General features: G+C 38.4%; 16 protein-coding genes and 1 pseudogene. 10 read left to right on the forward strand and 7 right to left on the reverse strand.

The genetic code is table 11. The features are described from left to right. The 9 genes and pseudogenes from VKY50_RS07430 to VKY50_RS07470 form a co-directional block, all read left to right on the forward strand. Positions 1 to 832, forward strand: a pseudogene (locus VKY50_RS07430) (F0F1 ATP synthase subunit alpha); the annotation flags it as partial. 77 nt (positions 833 to 909) lie between these two features. Then, entirely contained in the window at positions 910 to 1,776 is an 867-nt protein-coding gene (gene atpG / locus VKY50_RS07435; RefSeq protein ID WP_324300423.1) for an ATP synthase F1 subunit gamma, read from the forward strand. 172 nt (positions 1,777 to 1,948) lie between these two features. Continuing rightward, a complete protein-coding gene (locus tag VKY50_RS07440) occupies positions 1,949 to 2,455 on the forward strand; it encodes a hypothetical protein (protein ID WP_324300425.1) in 507 nt (168 codons plus the stop codon). A 64-nt stretch (positions 2,456 to 2,519) separates the two neighbouring features. Next, positions 2,520 to 3,998 carry a lipopolysaccharide biosynthesis protein gene (locus VKY50_RS07445; protein WP_324300427.1) on the forward strand — a complete coding sequence of 493 codons (1,479 nt, stop codon included), beginning with the start codon at positions 2,520 to 2,522 and terminating at the stop codon, positions 3,996 to 3,998. A 5-nt stretch (positions 3,999 to 4,003) separates the two neighbouring features. After that, positions 4,004 to 4,438 carry a dUTP diphosphatase gene (gene dut / locus VKY50_RS07450; protein ID WP_324300429.1) on the forward strand — a complete coding sequence of 145 codons (435 nt, stop codon included), beginning with the start codon at positions 4,004 to 4,006 and terminating at the stop codon, positions 4,436 to 4,438. A gap of 56 nt (positions 4,439 to 4,494) precedes the next feature. Continuing rightward, complete coding sequence (locus VKY50_RS07455) at positions 4,495 to 5,505, forward strand: sugar phosphate nucleotidyltransferase (protein ID WP_324300431.1); 1,011 nt, start codon at positions 4,495 to 4,497, stop codon at positions 5,503 to 5,505. Positions 5,506 to 5,561: 56 nt separating this feature from the next. Next, complete coding sequence (locus VKY50_RS07460) at positions 5,562 to 6,494, forward strand: tetratricopeptide repeat protein (protein ID WP_324300433.1); 933 nt, start codon at positions 5,562 to 5,564, stop codon at positions 6,492 to 6,494. A gap of 11 nt (positions 6,495 to 6,505) precedes the next feature. Further along, entirely contained in the window at positions 6,506 to 7,303 is a 798-nt protein-coding gene (gene lolB1 / locus VKY50_RS07465; RefSeq protein ID WP_324300435.1) for a lipoprotein insertase outer membrane protein LolB1, read from the forward strand. Further along, on the forward strand, positions 7,296 to 8,546 hold the full coding sequence (locus VKY50_RS07470) for a murein hydrolase activator EnvC family protein (RefSeq protein WP_324300437.1): 1,251 nt from the start codon (positions 7,296 to 7,298) through the stop codon (positions 8,544 to 8,546). The genes lolB1 and VKY50_RS07470 overlap by 8 nt, the downstream gene beginning before the upstream one ends. Before the next feature lie 2 nt (positions 8,547 to 8,548). Here the strand turns inward: VKY50_RS07470 and VKY50_RS07475 are convergent, their stop codons facing one another. The 4 genes from VKY50_RS07475 to trpS all read right to left on the reverse strand — a co-directional run bounded on the left by VKY50_RS07475 (position 8,549) and on the right by trpS (position 12,466). Continuing rightward, positions 8,549 to 9,067, reverse strand: a complete 519-nt coding sequence (locus VKY50_RS07475) for an acyl-CoA thioesterase (RefSeq protein WP_324300439.1) — start codon at positions 9,065 to 9,067, stop codon at positions 8,549 to 8,551. Between the two features lie 83 nt (positions 9,068 to 9,150). Then, positions 9,151 to 10,173 (reverse strand): alpha/beta hydrolase, encoded by a 1,023-nt coding sequence (locus VKY50_RS07480; protein WP_324300442.1) that lies wholly within the window; start codon positions 10,171 to 10,173, stop codon positions 9,151 to 9,153. A gap of 153 nt (positions 10,174 to 10,326) precedes the next feature. Continuing rightward, complete coding sequence (locus VKY50_RS07485; RefSeq protein ID WP_324300444.1) at positions 10,327 to 11,274, reverse strand: HU domain-containing protein; 948 nt, start codon at positions 11,272 to 11,274, stop codon at positions 10,327 to 10,329. A gap of 223 nt (positions 11,275 to 11,497) precedes the next feature. Next, complete coding sequence (trpS, locus tag VKY50_RS07490; RefSeq protein ID WP_324300446.1) at positions 11,498 to 12,466, reverse strand: tryptophan--tRNA ligase; 969 nt, start codon at positions 12,464 to 12,466, stop codon at positions 11,498 to 11,500. Between the two features lie 166 nt (positions 12,467 to 12,632). On the opposite strand from trpS, the gene VKY50_RS07495 reads away from it, so the two are divergent. Then, positions 12,633 to 13,379: a lysophospholipid acyltransferase family protein gene (locus tag VKY50_RS07495; RefSeq protein ID WP_324300449.1), complete on the forward strand. Its 747-nt coding sequence runs from the start codon at positions 12,633 to 12,635 to the stop codon at positions 13,377 to 13,379. A 15-nt stretch (positions 13,380 to 13,394) separates the two neighbouring features. Here the strand turns inward: VKY50_RS07495 and VKY50_RS07500 are convergent, their stop codons facing one another. The 3 genes from VKY50_RS07500 to VKY50_RS07510 are packed head-to-tail and all read right to left on the reverse strand — an operon-like array spanning position 13,395 to position 15,951. Further along, complete coding sequence (locus tag VKY50_RS07500) at positions 13,395 to 14,900, reverse strand: outer membrane beta-barrel protein (RefSeq protein ID WP_324300451.1); 1,506 nt, start codon at positions 14,898 to 14,900, stop codon at positions 13,395 to 13,397. Between the two features lie 23 nt (positions 14,901 to 14,923). Next, a complete protein-coding gene (locus VKY50_RS07505; RefSeq protein ID WP_324300453.1) occupies positions 14,924 to 15,466 on the reverse strand; it encodes an RNA polymerase sigma factor in 543 nt (180 codons plus the stop codon). After that, entirely contained in the window at positions 15,466 to 15,951 is a 486-nt protein-coding gene (locus VKY50_RS07510; protein ID WP_324300455.1) for a hypothetical protein, read from the reverse strand. Before VKY50_RS07510 ends, VKY50_RS07505 begins: the two co-directional genes overlap by 1 nt. Positions 15,952 to 16,005 lie beyond the last annotated feature (54 nt).

The raw sequence follows: 16,005 nt of genomic DNA on the forward strand, positions 1-16,005 counted from the left end.
TGCTATTGGAGAGTACTTTAGAGATACTGGTCGTCCAGCACTTATTATATATGATGATTTATCTAAGCAAGCAGTGGCCTATAGAGAGGTTTCTTTGTTGCTTCGTAGACCACCAGGACGTGAGGCATATCCAGGAGACGTCTTCTTCCTTCACTCAAGATTATTGGAGCGTGCAGCTAAAGTAATTGCGGATGATGATATTGCAAAAGAGATGAACGATCTTCCGGAGTCTTTAAAATCGATCGTAAAAGGAGGAGGTTCACTTACAGCACTTCCAATTATTGAAACACAAGCAGGAGACGTTTCGGCATATATTCCTACCAACGTGATTTCAATTACTGATGGTCAGATTTTCTTGGAATCAGATTTATTTAACTCTGGGGTTAGACCAGCGATTAACGTTGGTATTTCTGTATCGCGTGTTGGTGGATCCGCACAGATTAAATCCATGAAGAAAGTAGCTGGTACATTGAAACTTGACCAAGCACAGTTCCGTGAATTAGAAGCTTTTGCTAAATTCGGTTCTGATCTTGATTCAGCGACAATGAATGTTATTGAAAAAGGAAAACGAAATGTTGAAATCCTTAAGCAAGCTCAAAATGATCCTTATACTGTGGAAGATCAGGTGGCCATTATCTATGCAGGTTCTAAGAACCTCTTAAGAGATGTTCCTGTTGAGAAAGTGAAGGAGTTTGAAAAGGACTATCTTTCTTTCCTTAACGCCAAGCACAGAGGGGTATTAGATACCTTGAAAGCTGGAAAACTTACCGATGAGGTGACTCAGACACTAACACAGGTGGCTAAAGAACTTTCTGAAAAATATAAAGGGTAAAAAGTAAAGTTTTAGTATTCCAGGTCTTCACCTGGAATACCAAGCTATAAAGTAAGACTCAATTCTTAACATTTAAGATGGCAAATTTAAAAGAAATACGAAACAGAATTACATCAGTGGGTTCTACCATGCAGATCACCAGCGCCATGAAAATGGTTTCTGCTGCAAAGTTGAAAAAAGCCCAGGATGCTATTACGGCCATGAGACCTTATGCAGATAAGCTTACTGAACTTTTACAAAGTGTAAGTGCGAGCTTGGATGGGGATTCTGGCAGTGTTTTCGCAGAGCAAAGAGATGTGAAAAATGTATTGGTGGTAGCCGTAACTTCCAATCGAGGATTGTGTGGTGCATTTAACACCAACATAATCAAGGAGGCTTCTAAATTAGCCAATGAAACTTATGCTGGAAAGAACGTGAGCTTTATGACAGTTGGGAAAAAGGGTCATGATATCTTAAGCAAAAAATTTTATGTAATTCATAATAACAATAGTGTTTTTGATGATTTGACCTTTGAGAACGTTTCTGATATTACCCGTCGTTTGATGGAGGTGTATACAGAGGGAACATACGATAAAATTGTATTGTTGTACAATCATTTCAAAAATGCGGCAACACAGGTTGTTAAAACTGAAGACTTCTTACCTATTCAGCCAATAGCACAAGAAGAATTATCCAGTAGTGCTGCTGATTATATTTTTGAACCTTCAAAAGTTGAAATCGTAGAAACCCTTATTCCAAAGTCACTTAAGACACAACTCTACAAAGCCGTTCGTGATTCCTTTGCCTCTGAGCATGGTGCACGTATGACTGCTATGCACAAAGCAACGGATAATGCGAAAGAATTGAAAGCAGAACTTACCCTGACATACAATAAAGCACGTCAGGCAGCAATTACTAATGAAATTCTTGAGATCGTTGGTGGAGCTGAGGCGCTTAATAATTAAATTGTAAGAGTCCCTTTTTAGGATACTACATATCGATTACTATATTAAATCCGACTCATTTTTAGGGTCGGATTTAGTATTATATAGGGACTGAAGGTTTTTAAATTTACCCCCTGATGCGATTTGGTATCAAATTGGAAATTGTATCTTTAAATACTAAATCTTTTTCGAAATGAGATATATTTTAAAAATTCTGACATTAGGGGTACTTATATTTGGTTTTACCTCCTGTGGTAGCTCTCAAAAACTCGTAGATCAATTACCCTTTGATCATGGTGATATTCGTATTGAACCATGGAGCGTACTGGAGCCTAATACTCAAAAGGGCGTTAATATATACCTGCCTGTGAAGGACCTTAATACCGAGGAGGCTGTTTTAGATAGCCTCTATTATAAGGGAATGGTGGCCCCACTGGAGCTTACCAAAAAAGATAATTATGGAGTTTATATAGCTCGGTTTATGGAGTCTAGGCCATCTAATATTATTTTACATGCTGACTCAAAAAAAGAATTTGGGAATGCTCCACCACAAGCTAGGGTATCCGCCCCGTATGAAATTAGCAATCAAGAGGCTTTATTAAAATATACTCGTAATGGAGAAGCTTACTATTTTAAGTTATCTAATTTAATTCCAGCTACTGCGATTCATTATAAGGAATTACCACCTTCTTTAAAGTAGCAAGTAGTATATGATGTTAACTTTAGGCAACACAATATTATAATTTAATAACACACTTGGGGCTTTGGGGGCTTTACAAAAACTGTTCAAACACACTTTCATTTATGGATTAGCAACCGTGCTGCCACGGGTTTTGAGTTTTGTGCTAACGCGTCTTTATACCGATAAACTACCTACCGAAAACTACGGTATATACGCCGCTCTTTTCGTTTATCTGATGATCGGTAATGTGGTGCTTTCCTATGGAATGGAAACGGCCTTTTTCCGCTTTATGAATAAGGATCAATCTAAAGCAAAAGTTCAATCCACGGCTTTGAGTTCTATTTTAATGACTGCTACTGGCTTTTTGGTGGTAGCCTACGTACTGAAAGATTTTATTGCCGCCCTACTAGAATTTGATGTGCAGTTTATCGTGTATGGTATTTGGATTTTATTCTTAGATGCCCTTTGTATCATTCCTTTTGCTTGGATGCGAAACAATGAAATGCCACTTCGGTATTCCTATATTAAAATTTTCAACGTGGTGGTAAACTTAGGGTTCAACCTTTTCTTTTTCTTGGCCCTTACCCAGGTGCTTGGCTCTTCGACCTTCTTCGATTCTTGGGATTGGATCGTCTTTGACAATCAAGTGCACTATATCTTTATAGCCAATGTGATTGCTAGTTTGGTTACTTTTCTAATTGTACTTCCAATGTATTTTAAAATTGGAATCCAATTTGATGTGACCATATGGAAGAACATGATTCGCTATGCCATTCCTGTGCTTATTGCTGGGATTGCCTATACGATAAACGAGGGGTTCGATAAGATTTTACTCAAGTATCTTCTCCCTGAGGATGTGGCTGAGAGGACCGTTGGAATTTATGCGGCATGTTATAAATTAGGCGCTTTTATGACCTTATTTGTCACTGCCTTTAAGCTCGGGGTGGAGCCCTTCTTTTTTAGCCATGCAAATTCAAAAAACTCAAAGGCCATCTATGCCGATACTACTTTGTATTTTACCATATTTGGAACCTTCATTTTTTTATTTGTGGTGGCCTATTCGGATGTGTTTAAATTAATACTTATACCAAATCCTGCCTATTGGGACGCCATATGGATCGTCCCATTTATTTTGTTGGCGAATTTATTCCTTGGTATCTATCACAATCTCTCGGTATGGTATAAAATTACTGATAGAACTAGTTTTGGAGCCTATGTTTCGCTGTTAGGAGCATTGTTAACCCTGGTGTTAAACTTCTTACTAATACCCCTTATAAGTTTTAAAGGATCAGCCATGGCAACCCTTGTTGCCTACAGTGTCATGATGTTTGTTTCGTATTACTATGGTCAGAAAAATCACCCCATACCATATAACTTAAAGAAAATAGGAAGTTATCTTGGAATTTCAATTGTATTCTCTGCGCTTAGTTTTTATGTATTTGATCGAAACTTAATTGTGGGAACCCTATTTGTTTTAGTATTTTTGGTTTTGATATATAAATTGGAAAATCAAGAACTCAAGCGGCTTTATCAGTCGCTGCGTTCCGGAAAACAGTCATAATCCTTATGGAAATCAAAATTGTCAGTAAAACCCAACATGAATTACCGAGCTATGCTACGGATGCCTCAGCAGGAATGGATTTAAGAGCTCAACTTGATCAGTCTATAACCCTGAAACCTTTGGAGCGGGCCATTGTTGCAACAGGTCTATTTATAGAGCTTCCAGTTGGATATGAAGCACAAGTTCGTCCTCGTAGTGGCCTTGCCGCTAAACATGGTATTACTGTCTTAAATGCCCCGGGTACGATTGATGCAGATTACAGAGGAGAGATCGGCGTAATATTGGTTAATCTTTCCAACGAAGCATTTACAATTGAAAACGGAATGCGAATTGCCCAGTTAGTCATTGCAGCACACCAGCACATTAAGTGGAATGTAGTGTCTGAACTTTCCGAAAGCGCAAGAGGTTCAGGCGGATTTGGAAGCACGGGAACTAAATAATGGCATAATAATTACCGATATTTAAAGTTTTATTACCAAAGAAAAATATAATTTCAATGAAAATAATAGTTCCAATGGCGGGTCGTGGCTCCCGACTACGTCCCCATACCTTAACAATACCAAAACCATTAATTCCTATTGCTGGAAAGCCAATCGTTCAAAGACTGGTAGAAGATATAGCCAAAGTTTTGGATCAACAGATCGAAGAGGTGGCCTTTATTATCAATGAAGATTTTGGTAGCGAGGTTGAAACGAATCTTTTAGCCATTGCCCAGCGTCTCGGCGCCAAAGGGAATATTTATTACCAAGATAAACCATTAGGTACTGGCCATGCCATTATGTGTGCCAAGGAAACACTTTCAGGTCCATGTGTTATTGCTTATGCGGACACCTTATTTAAAGCAGATTTTAATTTAGACCAAAGTGCCGATAGTGTTATTTGGGTGAAACAAGTTGAAAACCCAGAAGCTTTTGGGGTAGTAGATCTTAATGAACATGGGCACATCTCTGGTCTGGTAGAAAAACCAGAAAATTTTGTTTCTGATCTGGCTGTAATTGGAATATATTATTTTAAAAAAGGTGAAGAGCTCAGAGCTGAGCTTCAAAACGTTCTTGATTCCAATATTAAAAACGGCGGAGAGTATCAAATCAATGACGGCATAAAGGCTTTAATGGCCAAAGGGAAGAAGTTTGTTCCAGGTAAAGTTGATCACTGGATGGACTGTGGAAATAAGGAAGTAACCGTTGCGACAAACAGTAGAATTTTGAACTTTCTACAGGCAGACAACGAGCATCTAATCTCCGAAACTGTGCGTATTGACAACGCTACCATTATTCCACCATGTTATATCGGGGAAGGGGTCGTTTTAAAGGATTCTACTTTAGGACCCAATGTTTCTGTTGGTGATCATACCATTATTGAAAATTCAACGGTCGCTGAGAGTTTAATACAGACCAATGCAACAATTAAAAATGCTAAACTTTCGAACGCTATGATAGGAAATTTTGCGACTTTTGATGGTAACTTTACAAAAATTAGCATAGGGGATTATAGCGTTTTAGATTAAAGGGCTCAAGTCCTTATATTATGTAGTTCTAATGATCCAAACTCAAAAGAATCAAGATGGTATCAATTCGATATAAAATAGTAGTATTGAGTTTGTTTTTAACCGTTTCTATTGGGTTTTCACAACAGCAGGGGGTTAGTGCAGATCGGAGTGAGCAGGTGAACTCTGATGCTTTTCAGGAGCATTTTTTTGAGGCTTTAAAACAGAAGAGTATTGAGAACTACGATAGGGCTATCATTGCCTTATTGGAATGTAAAAAGTTGCAAGAGAACAATGAGGTGGTTGACTATGAACTCGGGTTGAATTATATGCAGCAAACCAATTACATCCAGGCTCAACAACATTTTGAAGTTGCTACCACGGCCGATCCCTCAAATATTTGGTATCAAGATGCGCTTTTAAACTGTTTAATCAAGCAGGACAATTATCACGCTGCAGTTTCAGTGGCTGAATCGCTACTGTCAATGGACAAAGATTATTATAAAGTACTGGCAGAGATATATATCGAATTAGGCCAGTGGGTACAAGCCAAGAAAATTATTGACAAAATGTTGGAAGAAGGCATAGATATAGGTGAGGCCACTCAATTGCAAAGTAAGCTTCGAATGCAAACGCAAACTGAAACGAGACTAGCATCAGAGGAGGGTGCCACCAATTCTATCCCAGAGCTTTTGAATTCTCCAATGGACCAATATAAAAATCAGATTGAAAAGCAATTGGAAAAGACCGATTACGCGGAGGCCTTGCATTATAGTAGTGAGGCCATTGATAATTTTCCAACACAACCATTATTCTATTTGTATAAGGCACGGTCTTTGAATAAATTGCAAAATTATAAGATGGCCATTCAAATTCTAGAAGATGGATTATCATACATTCTTGATCCAGGAGAGATGGAAAACAATTTTTATAAAGAATTTGTCGTAGCCTATACGGCATTGGGAGATCATCAAAAGGTAGATTACTACCAGAAAAAGATAAAAAATTAGCAGCGCGGAACATGAAGAAATTTTTGAAGACATTTGTTTACATCGCCATGGTGGTGATAATCTTGGCAAGCTCTGCTTGTAAATCTAAAAATGTACTGGTTGGCGGGGAAGTTAAAAGCGATTTACGCTCTAGCCGTATTATTGAGAATCACTACGATAATAGTTTAGAATTTGAGACCATGTCAGGACGAGTAAAGATCGATTATTCCGACGGGGAGAGCGCCCAAGGGGTAACGGTAAGCCTACGGATGAAAAAAGACGAAGTGATATGGCTCAGCGCTCCACTTTCAGTGGTTAAGATCATGATTACTCCCGATCGAGTCCAGTTTTACAATAAATTAGACAATACTTATTTTGATGGTAATTATTCTTATCTTGAAGAATTGCTCGGAACGAAACTAGATTTTCAGATGGTTCAAAATTTGCTGTTAGGTCAGGCAGTACTTGATTTACGGGATCAGAAGTATTACGCAGCTACAGTAAGCGATCAATATCAGCTCAAGCCGGTTCGACAAAGTACCCTCTATAAAACCCTGTTTTTACTCGAACCTTCTAATTTTAAGATGACACTTCAGCAAATATCTCAACCTTCTAAACAACGGCTATTGAGTATTATGTATAAAAATTATCAAAAGGTATCGGGTAAAATTCTGCCTAATGAAATTGAAATTAAAGCCACCGAAAAAAAGAAGGTCAATCAAATTGATATTGAATACAATAGCGTGGTATTTGATAGGCAACTCAATTTCCCATTTAGTATTCCTAGTGGATTTAAACCTGTAGAACTTCACTCACTTCACTATGAATAAACAGTTGTATTTAATCATAGGCGCCCTCGTGTTGAGCTTTTTCAGCACTCAACAAATCTTTGGTCAATCAGAAGAGCAATTAGAGTTAGAGGCGAGAAAAGAGCGGCTACAAGACGAGATATCCAGGTTCAATAGGTTGCTTTCTCAGAAAAAGAAAGAAAAAACCACTGTATTAGAGGATGTGGAGGATTTGGATCGCAAGATTAGAATGCGTAAGGAGCTTATTAAAGTAACCAATGATCAAACCAATCTTCTGAACCGACAAATAAATAACAACATCAACAAAATCTCTAAATTAAGAGATGATCTAAAAGAACTAAAAGAGGATTATGCGGAAATGATAAAAAAATCCTTCCGTAGTAAATCCCAACAAAGCCGTATCATGTTTTTGTTATCTTCAGAGGATTTCTTGCAGGCCTACAAGCGTATTCAGTACATGAAACAGTATACTAACTTTAGGAAAGATCAGGCCGACCAAATCCAAAGTAAGACTACAGAACTTCAACAACTCAATCAAGGTTTGGTAGTACAAAGAGAAGAAAAGGAATCTTTGATTGTAGAAAATAGGAAAGAGCAAGAAGCCTTGCAAAGGGAGCTCAATACTCAGCGAGGATTAATCTCTAGTATCAAAGCCAAGGAGAACGAATATGCTAGACAAATTAGAGAGCGTCAAAAGGAATCTGATGCCATAGATCGTCAGATTGATAGAATGATTCGTGAGGCGATTGCTAAGGCAAATGCCAATAATAAGGAAAAACCTGCTGAGAGGCGGGAAGCACCCTCGAAGTCATCCAATTTTGCACTCACGGCTGAGGCCAAGTTGATTGATGCGGACTTTAAATCAAACAAAGGAAAACTCCCTTGGCCAGTAGAAAAAGGAATCGTCAAAATGCGTTATGGTAAACAACCACATCCAATAGTCAAGTCGGTGACCGTTCAAAGTAACGGAGTGCGTATTGCAACGGAAGCTCATTCCAAAGCGCGCGCTATTTACAGAGGAAAAGTAATTGCTGTACAAGCAATAAAAGGAGGAAATAAGGCCGTGCTTATCCAGCACGGTAATTATATATCAGTGTACAATAACCTGAGCAGGGTTTATGTGAGTGAAGGTGAAAAGGTTTCCACTAAGCAAGATTTAGGTGAGGTATTTACCAGCCCTAGTACCAATGAAACCATTCTGAAATTCATGATATACAACAATACCAAAACGGATAACCCCGCTAACTGGATCTACAGAATGTAACCTTAGTTTTTATCAACAAATAAGGCTTTTAGTTCTGTAGCTTCTTTAGGTTTTAATTTGCCTGCTAATACTAAACTTAGCTGTTTTCTCCTTAAAGCTGCTTCATATCGTTCCTTTTCTAGAGGAGTTTCTGGTATGATCGCTGGAACCGCCACAGGTTTTCCTGTATCGTCAACTGCTACAAAGGTATATATGGCCTCATTTGCCTTGGATCTGTGACCATTTTCTCGATCCTCTATCCAAACATCTAAATAAATTTCCATGGAGCTGTTAAAGGCTCTAGAAACACACGCTTCAACAGTGACGACGCTGCCTAGAGGAATGGCACGATTAAAAGCCACATGGTTTACCGAGGCCGTTACCGTCACTCTTCTAGAATGTCTACGGGCAGCAATACTTGCTGCACGATCCATTCGAGCTAAAAGCTCCCCTCCAAAAAGGTTGTTTAATGGATTGGTTTCACTTGGCAAAACTAAATCCGTCATAATGGTACGAGATTCCTTCGGTGTCTTTGCTTGCATGTGTATTTTATATTTTATGCAAAGATATCTGCAATTCTTTGAATTAAATAAAATTTACACAATAAAATTAACTACTTGGTTAACTATTTTTTATAGAATACACCATCTAGAAAATCAATAATTTTTTTGATTGGTGTAATGGCATCTTTCTCAAAAGTATTTCCCAAAAATTCATTGCTTCCTGAATCCAAATACGCGTGATTTCTTCCCTGATATTCCCAGTATTCTACTTGCTGACCATGTTCTTTTAAAGCTTCAACATAAGATTTAATCGAACTTGGTGTGGTGGTTTGATCCTTCGAACCTACATGGCAGAATTGTGGTGGTAACTTGCGCTTGCTCGCCTGAGGGATGGTATAGATCGGTGAGGAGCGTTTATAGTACTCAGGATTAGAAGTTGGGTTTATATCACCTCCGTATAAGGAACGAGCTTTAGCGCCACCCATTTGCCAGAAAAAATTAGATTCTTTCTCAAATCCACTCATGGCCGCTGTATAAATGTCAACTGCTGGATAACTTAAAATGGCGGCTTGCACCGCTAGAGCTCTTTCTTCGATAAGCTGGTCAATGGTTTTTTCCTTTGGAATATAAGTGGGGGTGAATCCAATCGGATCACTATCAAAACTATTTTCAGAAAGGCTTTGGCCTGCATTGACTACCATCGCTGCTAATTGGCCTCCGGCACTATCTCCTGTTACTGCTATTTGATTGGGATTGCCCTTATACTGGGCGATGTGCTCTTTTACCCAAAGTACAGCCCCCATAGCATCTTCAATAATTTCATTCATTTTGGTGGTGTTGTCATTGGCAGTTAAAAGGCGATAATCAACATTGCAAACAACATAATTAGCATTTGAAGCGATGTATTGTGACATTTGATCCATAATGGATTTATCATTAATCAACCAACCTCCACCATGATAGATGATAAGTACTGGATAGGATTCTTGTTCATTGTTTGGGGAGTAAATATCCATGGTTAGGCTATATCCTTTAGGTTCAGCCCATAAGACGTCAGAATGTAAGGTGTAATTCTCAGGGATGTTATTTTGTCCACAAGAAATTAATGGCAGACAACAGAGGAAAAGCTGTACTATATATCTCATTGTTTGATCGTGTTGGTTTTACACGAATATACACAAAAATTTAAGACCGCCAACTTTAATTATAGGCACCGCAAACGATTCGTTAATCGATTAAAGGATTAAGTGATAGGACGACGCTTTATTGTTTATGAGTGAATTGCCTGTAAGTAAGCGCTAGTTTTGTGCTAATTCATCTACTAAAAGCCAGGCTTCAGAAGCCACTGTACGCTTAATGGTTCTCAGGTATTCCAATGCTTCAGGAACTGTTGAAAAGCTAGCGTAGGTAACTTGGTGAAGACCGTATTTGTTTTTACCAATGCGAAGTGCCTTATAGCCTTGTGCTTTAAGTTCCTCAACCTTTTTATCAGCATTTTCTTCCACTCTAAAAGCACCTGCAATTATATGGTACTTAAGAGGTTCTTTTTTTACTTTTAGGGTTACCGATGGCATTTCAAGAGGGCTAGCGTCAAAAAAGGTAGCTTGTTGAATATTTCGTTCAACCTGCTGCTGTGCTTGAGTCTGAAGCATCTGCATGCGGTTGCTTCCTTGTTTATCCATATAGCGATAACCAACGGTACCTACTGACAATGCTAGAAGGGCAACGGCCGCATATTTTAGGTAAGAAGGACTTTTTCTTCGCTCAGGGGTAAATGCGATAGGAACTTTGTTTTCTAGTTCAATAACCTCTTTTTTCATTTCTTCTCTGCTTACTGCGGGAGAAACAAATGAAGATAAGCCAAATGAATCGGTTAGGTAGTTGATATGGTAAGAAGGTTGGAATAATAACTTGCCTTCTTCATTAAGCCAAAGGCTTCCGATCCCACTTAGTTCTAGTTTTTCTTCGTTTTGTAGTGCGACTTTCCAACTTGAAACGGCTGAAGTAAGCCTTTTGGAAGCCTCTTCATATGAAATTTTTAATACATCAGCGATGTAGTTTGTCAACAATCCATCATTAGATTGTAACTGTTCATTGAACGAAACAGACTTAGATGGTGGATAGAACGCATTTGTAGTTCCATGCACCTTGGCATTTTGATATTGGGTTAAAAATGCTCCGAATCCAGGTACTATGACACACTGGTATCTGTATAATAAATCGCTAATGTAATTTTCAATTCGCATAACACAAATATGTAAAAAAATTGGATGCCTTGGTTGGATCTGCGAGTAAATTTATTAACAAAACGGTTTTTTTTCTTTCAATTATTCTAGTTGCTTCGGGTTCATTGAGTTATGGTAAAAGAAATGGTAAGCCATATTTAATGCGCTATAAGAGAGCTTTTTAACTTATGATCCTTTACTTGTAAAAGGGTTAACCTTTTGGTTGATAAGTATTTTGAAGCTACTAATATCCCATTTTGGTTCGTACTCTTTGTAACACCTTATCTGCTACAGATTTTGCCTTTGCAGCTCCGATAGCTAAAGCTTCATCAATTTCTTCTAGATGCTCCATGTAATAATTGAATTTCTCGCGTTGGGTTTGGAACTTTTCCAAAATCAATTCATATAGTTCCTGTTTTGCATGACCATAACCAAAACCACCAGCAAGATACTTTTCGCGCATTTGCTTAATTTGATCAGCATCAGCTAATAATTTATATAACCCAAATACATTGCAGCTATCAGGATCCTTTGGCTCTTCTAATGGAGTGCTGTCGGTCTCTATACGCATCACCTGTTTACGCAGCGCTTTGTCGGTTAAGAAAATGTTGATGGTATTGTTTCTAGATTTACTCATCTTATGTCCGTCCGTTCCAGGAATATATTGTGTTTCTTGTTGTACTTTACCCTCTGGAATAACGAAGATTTCTCCTAACTGTGCATTGATTCTAGAGGCTACATCTCGTGTGATTTCAATATGTTGCATTTGATCTTTTCCCACAGGTACAATTTCGGCGTCATAGAGCAGGATGTCTGCAGCCATTAGCATGGGGTAGGTGAACAAGCCGGCGTTTACGTCTTCCAAACGATCTGCTTTATCTTTAAAAGAATGTGCCAAGGTGAGACGTTGGTATGGGAAATAACAGCTTAAATACCAGGTGAGCTCTGTTGTTTGTGGAACATCACTTTGTCTGTAGAAAACCACTTTTTCTATATCCAATCCACAGGCCAACCACGCGGCAGCAACACCATAGGTATTGGCCTTAAGTGTATCGCCGTTTTTAATTTGAGTCAAGGAATGTAAATCGGCTATAAAAAGATAGGAATCGTTCTGGGATTGTTGCGCTAATTCAATTGCTGGTATGATCGCTCCAAGTAGATTTCCTAAATGAGGTGTTCCTGTACTTTGTATTCCAGTAAGTATTCTTGCCATTATATAATTCTTTAAAAAATATCGTATCTCTAACCGTGTGTGGGATGACTCCTTTAAACGGCTTTTCAGGTAGTGATGTTGTTCTAATTTTTTCTTTCCCAAAAAGCCACTCTACAAAGGTAGGATGTTTTGTAAAAAGTAAATAACAAATGTTTATTTTTGAAGCATGATAAGAATTCTGCTGGGTATTTTGCAGCTATTGTATAGGGTTTGGTTTTATATATTGGTAAGTATACCAATTGTTATATTATTTCCAGTGCTGATATTGCTTACTTCAAGCGAACGTTTCTATCCGCAGTTCTTCTGGGTTGCTAGAAATATTTGGGCAAACATTATACTATATGGTATGTTTTTTATTCCTACCATAAATCGTCACGAATGTCTTGAAAAAGGAAAAAGTTATATGCTCATAGCCAATCATACCTCTATGATGGATATTATGATGATGTTAAAGGTGTCGAAAAATCCATTTGTGTTTGTGGGTAAACAGGAACTTGCCAAAATACCCCTATTTGGATTCTTCTATAAACGCGTCTGTATTCTTGTCGATAGGAGTTCTCCTCAAAGCCGAACCCTAGTGTACAAAAGAGCGCAAAGGAGGCTACATCAAGGGTTGAGTATTTGTATCTTTCCTGAAGGGGGTGTTCCAGATGATTCTTCAATTCTTCTAGATAGCTTCAAAGATGGTGCTTTTAAATTGGCCATAGCCCATCGAATCCCTATTGTACCAGTTGCGTTTTTAGATAATAAAAAACGTTTTTCTTATAAGTTCTTTAGTGGTTCTCCAGGCAGAATGAGAGCAGTGGTAATGCCTTTTATTAACACTCGAAAGTTAAATGCAAAACAATCTGATCCTCTTAAGGAAAGTACCAGATCACTTATCCTTTCTGAGCTTCAAAAGTACCAGTGTTAATAGTTTATAGTAGTTTTAAAAGCTAAAACTCAACCCAGTATAGACTCCTAACATGTATGGTGAAAATCCGCCATCATCTGAAGAGAATGTTCCCATTTGATATTTAAACATGGGTTCTAAGTTAAGTAGTAATTTATCAGAGAACTGGTAATCCAATCCAATCCCAATATTGGTACTGAAACTAGTGTTATTTAGGTTGCTCGCTTCCCCAACCTCAGATTTTAGGTTGCTACGGCTACTGATGATTACCTTGTTGTCTGTTAAAAATAAAGAGCTAAACCCACCAATAATATTAACACCAACTTTGGTATCTACCAATCGGTATTTTAATTCTAGAGGGATCTCTAAATATCCAAACTTTTGATTGATACTACCTTGATAGGTTTTCTCGGATCTTGCTTGTAATTCAACATCCTCGGAGTATAACGGGGTTTTCCCGTCAGAGAGTGCGATATTTGGATGCTGCGGTGCTCCTACGGGAGCGTTGTTAAACCTAACATTAAGTTGGTGTCCTTGCGTGCTACTGATAGCAGGGCCAAATTCAATACCGTCTGTTGCATAGCCCATATCCACAGCGTTTAAACCCGAGCGAATACTAAGCCTTTTACTAATTTGATAAGCAATATTAACCCCGTAGCTTATGGTGATGTCTCCTTGTTTAGAATTCTCTGCAAATTGTTGGCTCAGTGGAGAACCTTGGCTTAAGCTATTGTAATAAATTGGTGCTACATTAGGTTGAACCGACCAGCGTAGATTTCTTTGGGCGTTTTCATTAGATGCTAATGCATCTTGCTGCGACTTTTTCATCCCTTCAACGGCCTCTAGGATGGATGGTTTGTCACTATTGTCTTCTTTGTCTTTGATCTCCTTGTTAGATGGCTCATCGATTTGCGCCCAACTACTATCGTCGATATTGTTTTTTAGATCCTCTAGCTGGTTCTCTTTCTTTGATTTATTGATTAGACTGTTACGGTCTTTTTTGGCAGGATCTTTTTTGGTTTTATCCACTTGTGCAATGACCTGGTCTTGAGTGATCCGATCCTTGTTTTGCAGATTTTGTTTCAATGATGACTCAGGAATGTCATCACTTTTTGATGGCGCCTTTGCAACAGCTTGCATGCTATTTGATTCTTGGACTTGGTGGATTTCTTGTGTTGGACTTGTGGGCGTGTTACTTGGCGTATCCAAAGTGGTTGAGGGGTCTTGCGCGTCCTTAGGGTCATTTGTAACCACAGATTCTTGAGTCCCATCAATCGAGGTGCTATCTATGGTACTGGATTCTGTAACGGCTGGGGTACCGCTTGGGATATCTGGACTGAGAAATAAATTTCCAGTCCACAATACACCAGCTAAAAGTGCAGCAGCTCCTGCTATTTTCCACCAAAGTGGAATCACTTTTCTATTCGTGTCCTTTTTGCTCAGGGTCTGATCGATCCTCTCCCAGATGTGTTCTGGAGGATCAGCCTCAAAGTTTTTAAACTTTTCCTGAAAAAAGCGTTCTATGTTTTTTCTTTCGTCCATTTTACTACTTACATAGCGGGTGTCTATATAGTTTGAACCCTGTTGTTTTCCCTTCCTTCAATTTTATCTCTTAGCGCTCTTTTGGCCCTAGCGAGATTCGATTTCGATGTCCCCTCAGTGATACCCAACATGCCCGCAATTTCTTTATGCGAGTACCCGTCTAGGACATAGAGGTTAAAGGTCAGTCTGTATCTATCAGGTAAACTTTGAATGATACCTAATAGATAATCCAGACTATATTCCTCTTGTTCGTCGCTAGATACATTGATGTCTTCTTCCAGGTTGTAAGGAAGGCTGTCAAAAGTACCTTGTTTTCGATATTTTTGCAACACCGTATTTACGGTAATTCTCTTGATCCATCCTTCGAAGGATCCTTTGTAACTAAAGCCGTTTATTTTTTCAAAAATGGTCATAAAGCTATCGTGCAGATTGTCCTCTGCCTCTGTAGCATTACGAGAATATTTAAGGCAAATACTGTAAAGCTTATTACTAAATAGCTTGTATAATTTTTCTTGTGCCTTTCTATCCTGTGCCTTACATTGTTCTATGAGTTGTTCTAAACTCACTAATTATACTGGCTTGTTTTAATGGTGTTAGCTTTTTTGATCGTTGATGTTCTTGTAGAATCTTGTACTACTGGAACTTCGATGGTAATATACTGCTTTTCTCCATCTTCATTATCCCCAGAATAAAATTTAAATGTATAGGGGTCCCTATAACGAACCTCAAAGTTAAAGCTTGCAGTACCTATGCTGTCATTAGCGAATTCTTTACAACCAGTTTGATCTAAAACTGCGCCGATGGCATAAATTGTTCGTTCTGTCTTGTCCGTTTTTTGGAAATCAAAACCTTCGTAATAGTGACAGTTTGTAGGTCTTAAATACTTAAACTCCACGGTGTATAATTCACCGTATTCGAATGCTTCAGGTAATAAAGCATCTGTAATTTCTAAAGTTTCGTAATGGAAATTTGTGTTGTCATCATCCACATCGCAAGAGCTTGCCATTACGAGTGTTACTACTAATAGGATTGAATTAAAAATCTTCATCATCTGCTGTATTAAGTTATACTCTTAAGATGCAATTTTAAGAGGAGGGTTGCGCAG

It is taken from the genome of Galbibacter sp. (assembly GCF_035306585.1).
Lineage (GTDB): Bacteria > Bacteroidota > Bacteroidia > Flavobacteriales > Flavobacteriaceae > Galbibacter.

Coding starts and splice junctions, on each gene's coding strand:
- VKY50_RS07510 (WP_324300455.1), bottom strand. CDS start 15,951: ATGATGAAGATTTTTAATTCAATCCTATTAGTAGTAACACTCGTAATG.
- VKY50_RS07480 (WP_324300442.1), bottom strand. CDS start 10,173: ATGAGATATATAGTACAGCTTTTCCTCTGTTGTCTGCCATTAATTTCT.
- VKY50_RS07455 (WP_324300431.1), top strand. CDS start 4,495: ATGAAAATAATAGTTCCAATGGCGGGTCGTGGCTCCCGACTACGTCCC.
- trpS (WP_324300446.1), bottom strand. CDS start 12,466: ATGGCAAGAATACTTACTGGAATACAAAGTACAGGAACACCTCATTTA.
- VKY50_RS07470 (WP_324300437.1), top strand. CDS start 7,296: ATGAATAAACAGTTGTATTTAATCATAGGCGCCCTCGTGTTGAGCTTT.
- VKY50_RS07485 (WP_324300444.1), bottom strand. CDS start 11,274: ATGCGAATTGAAAATTACATTAGCGATTTATTATACAGATACCAGTGT.
- VKY50_RS07440 (WP_324300425.1), top strand. CDS start 1,949: ATGAGATATATTTTAAAAATTCTGACATTAGGGGTACTTATATTTGGT.
- atpG (WP_324300423.1), top strand. CDS start 910: ATGGCAAATTTAAAAGAAATACGAAACAGAATTACATCAGTGGGTTCT.
- lolB1 (WP_324300435.1), top strand. CDS start 6,506: ATGAAGAAATTTTTGAAGACATTTGTTTACATCGCCATGGTGGTGATA.
- VKY50_RS07495 (WP_324300449.1), top strand. CDS start 12,633: ATGATAAGAATTCTGCTGGGTATTTTGCAGCTATTGTATAGGGTTTGG.
- VKY50_RS07460 (WP_324300433.1), top strand. CDS start 5,562: ATGGTATCAATTCGATATAAAATAGTAGTATTGAGTTTGTTTTTAACC.
- dut (WP_324300429.1), top strand. CDS start 4,004: ATGGAAATCAAAATTGTCAGTAAAACCCAACATGAATTACCGAGCTAT.
- VKY50_RS07475 (WP_324300439.1), bottom strand. CDS start 9,067: ATGCAAGCAAAGACACCGAAGGAATCTCGTACCATTATGACGGATTTA.
- VKY50_RS07500 (WP_324300451.1), bottom strand. CDS start 14,900: ATGGACGAAAGAAAAAACATAGAACGCTTTTTTCAGGAAAAGTTTAAA.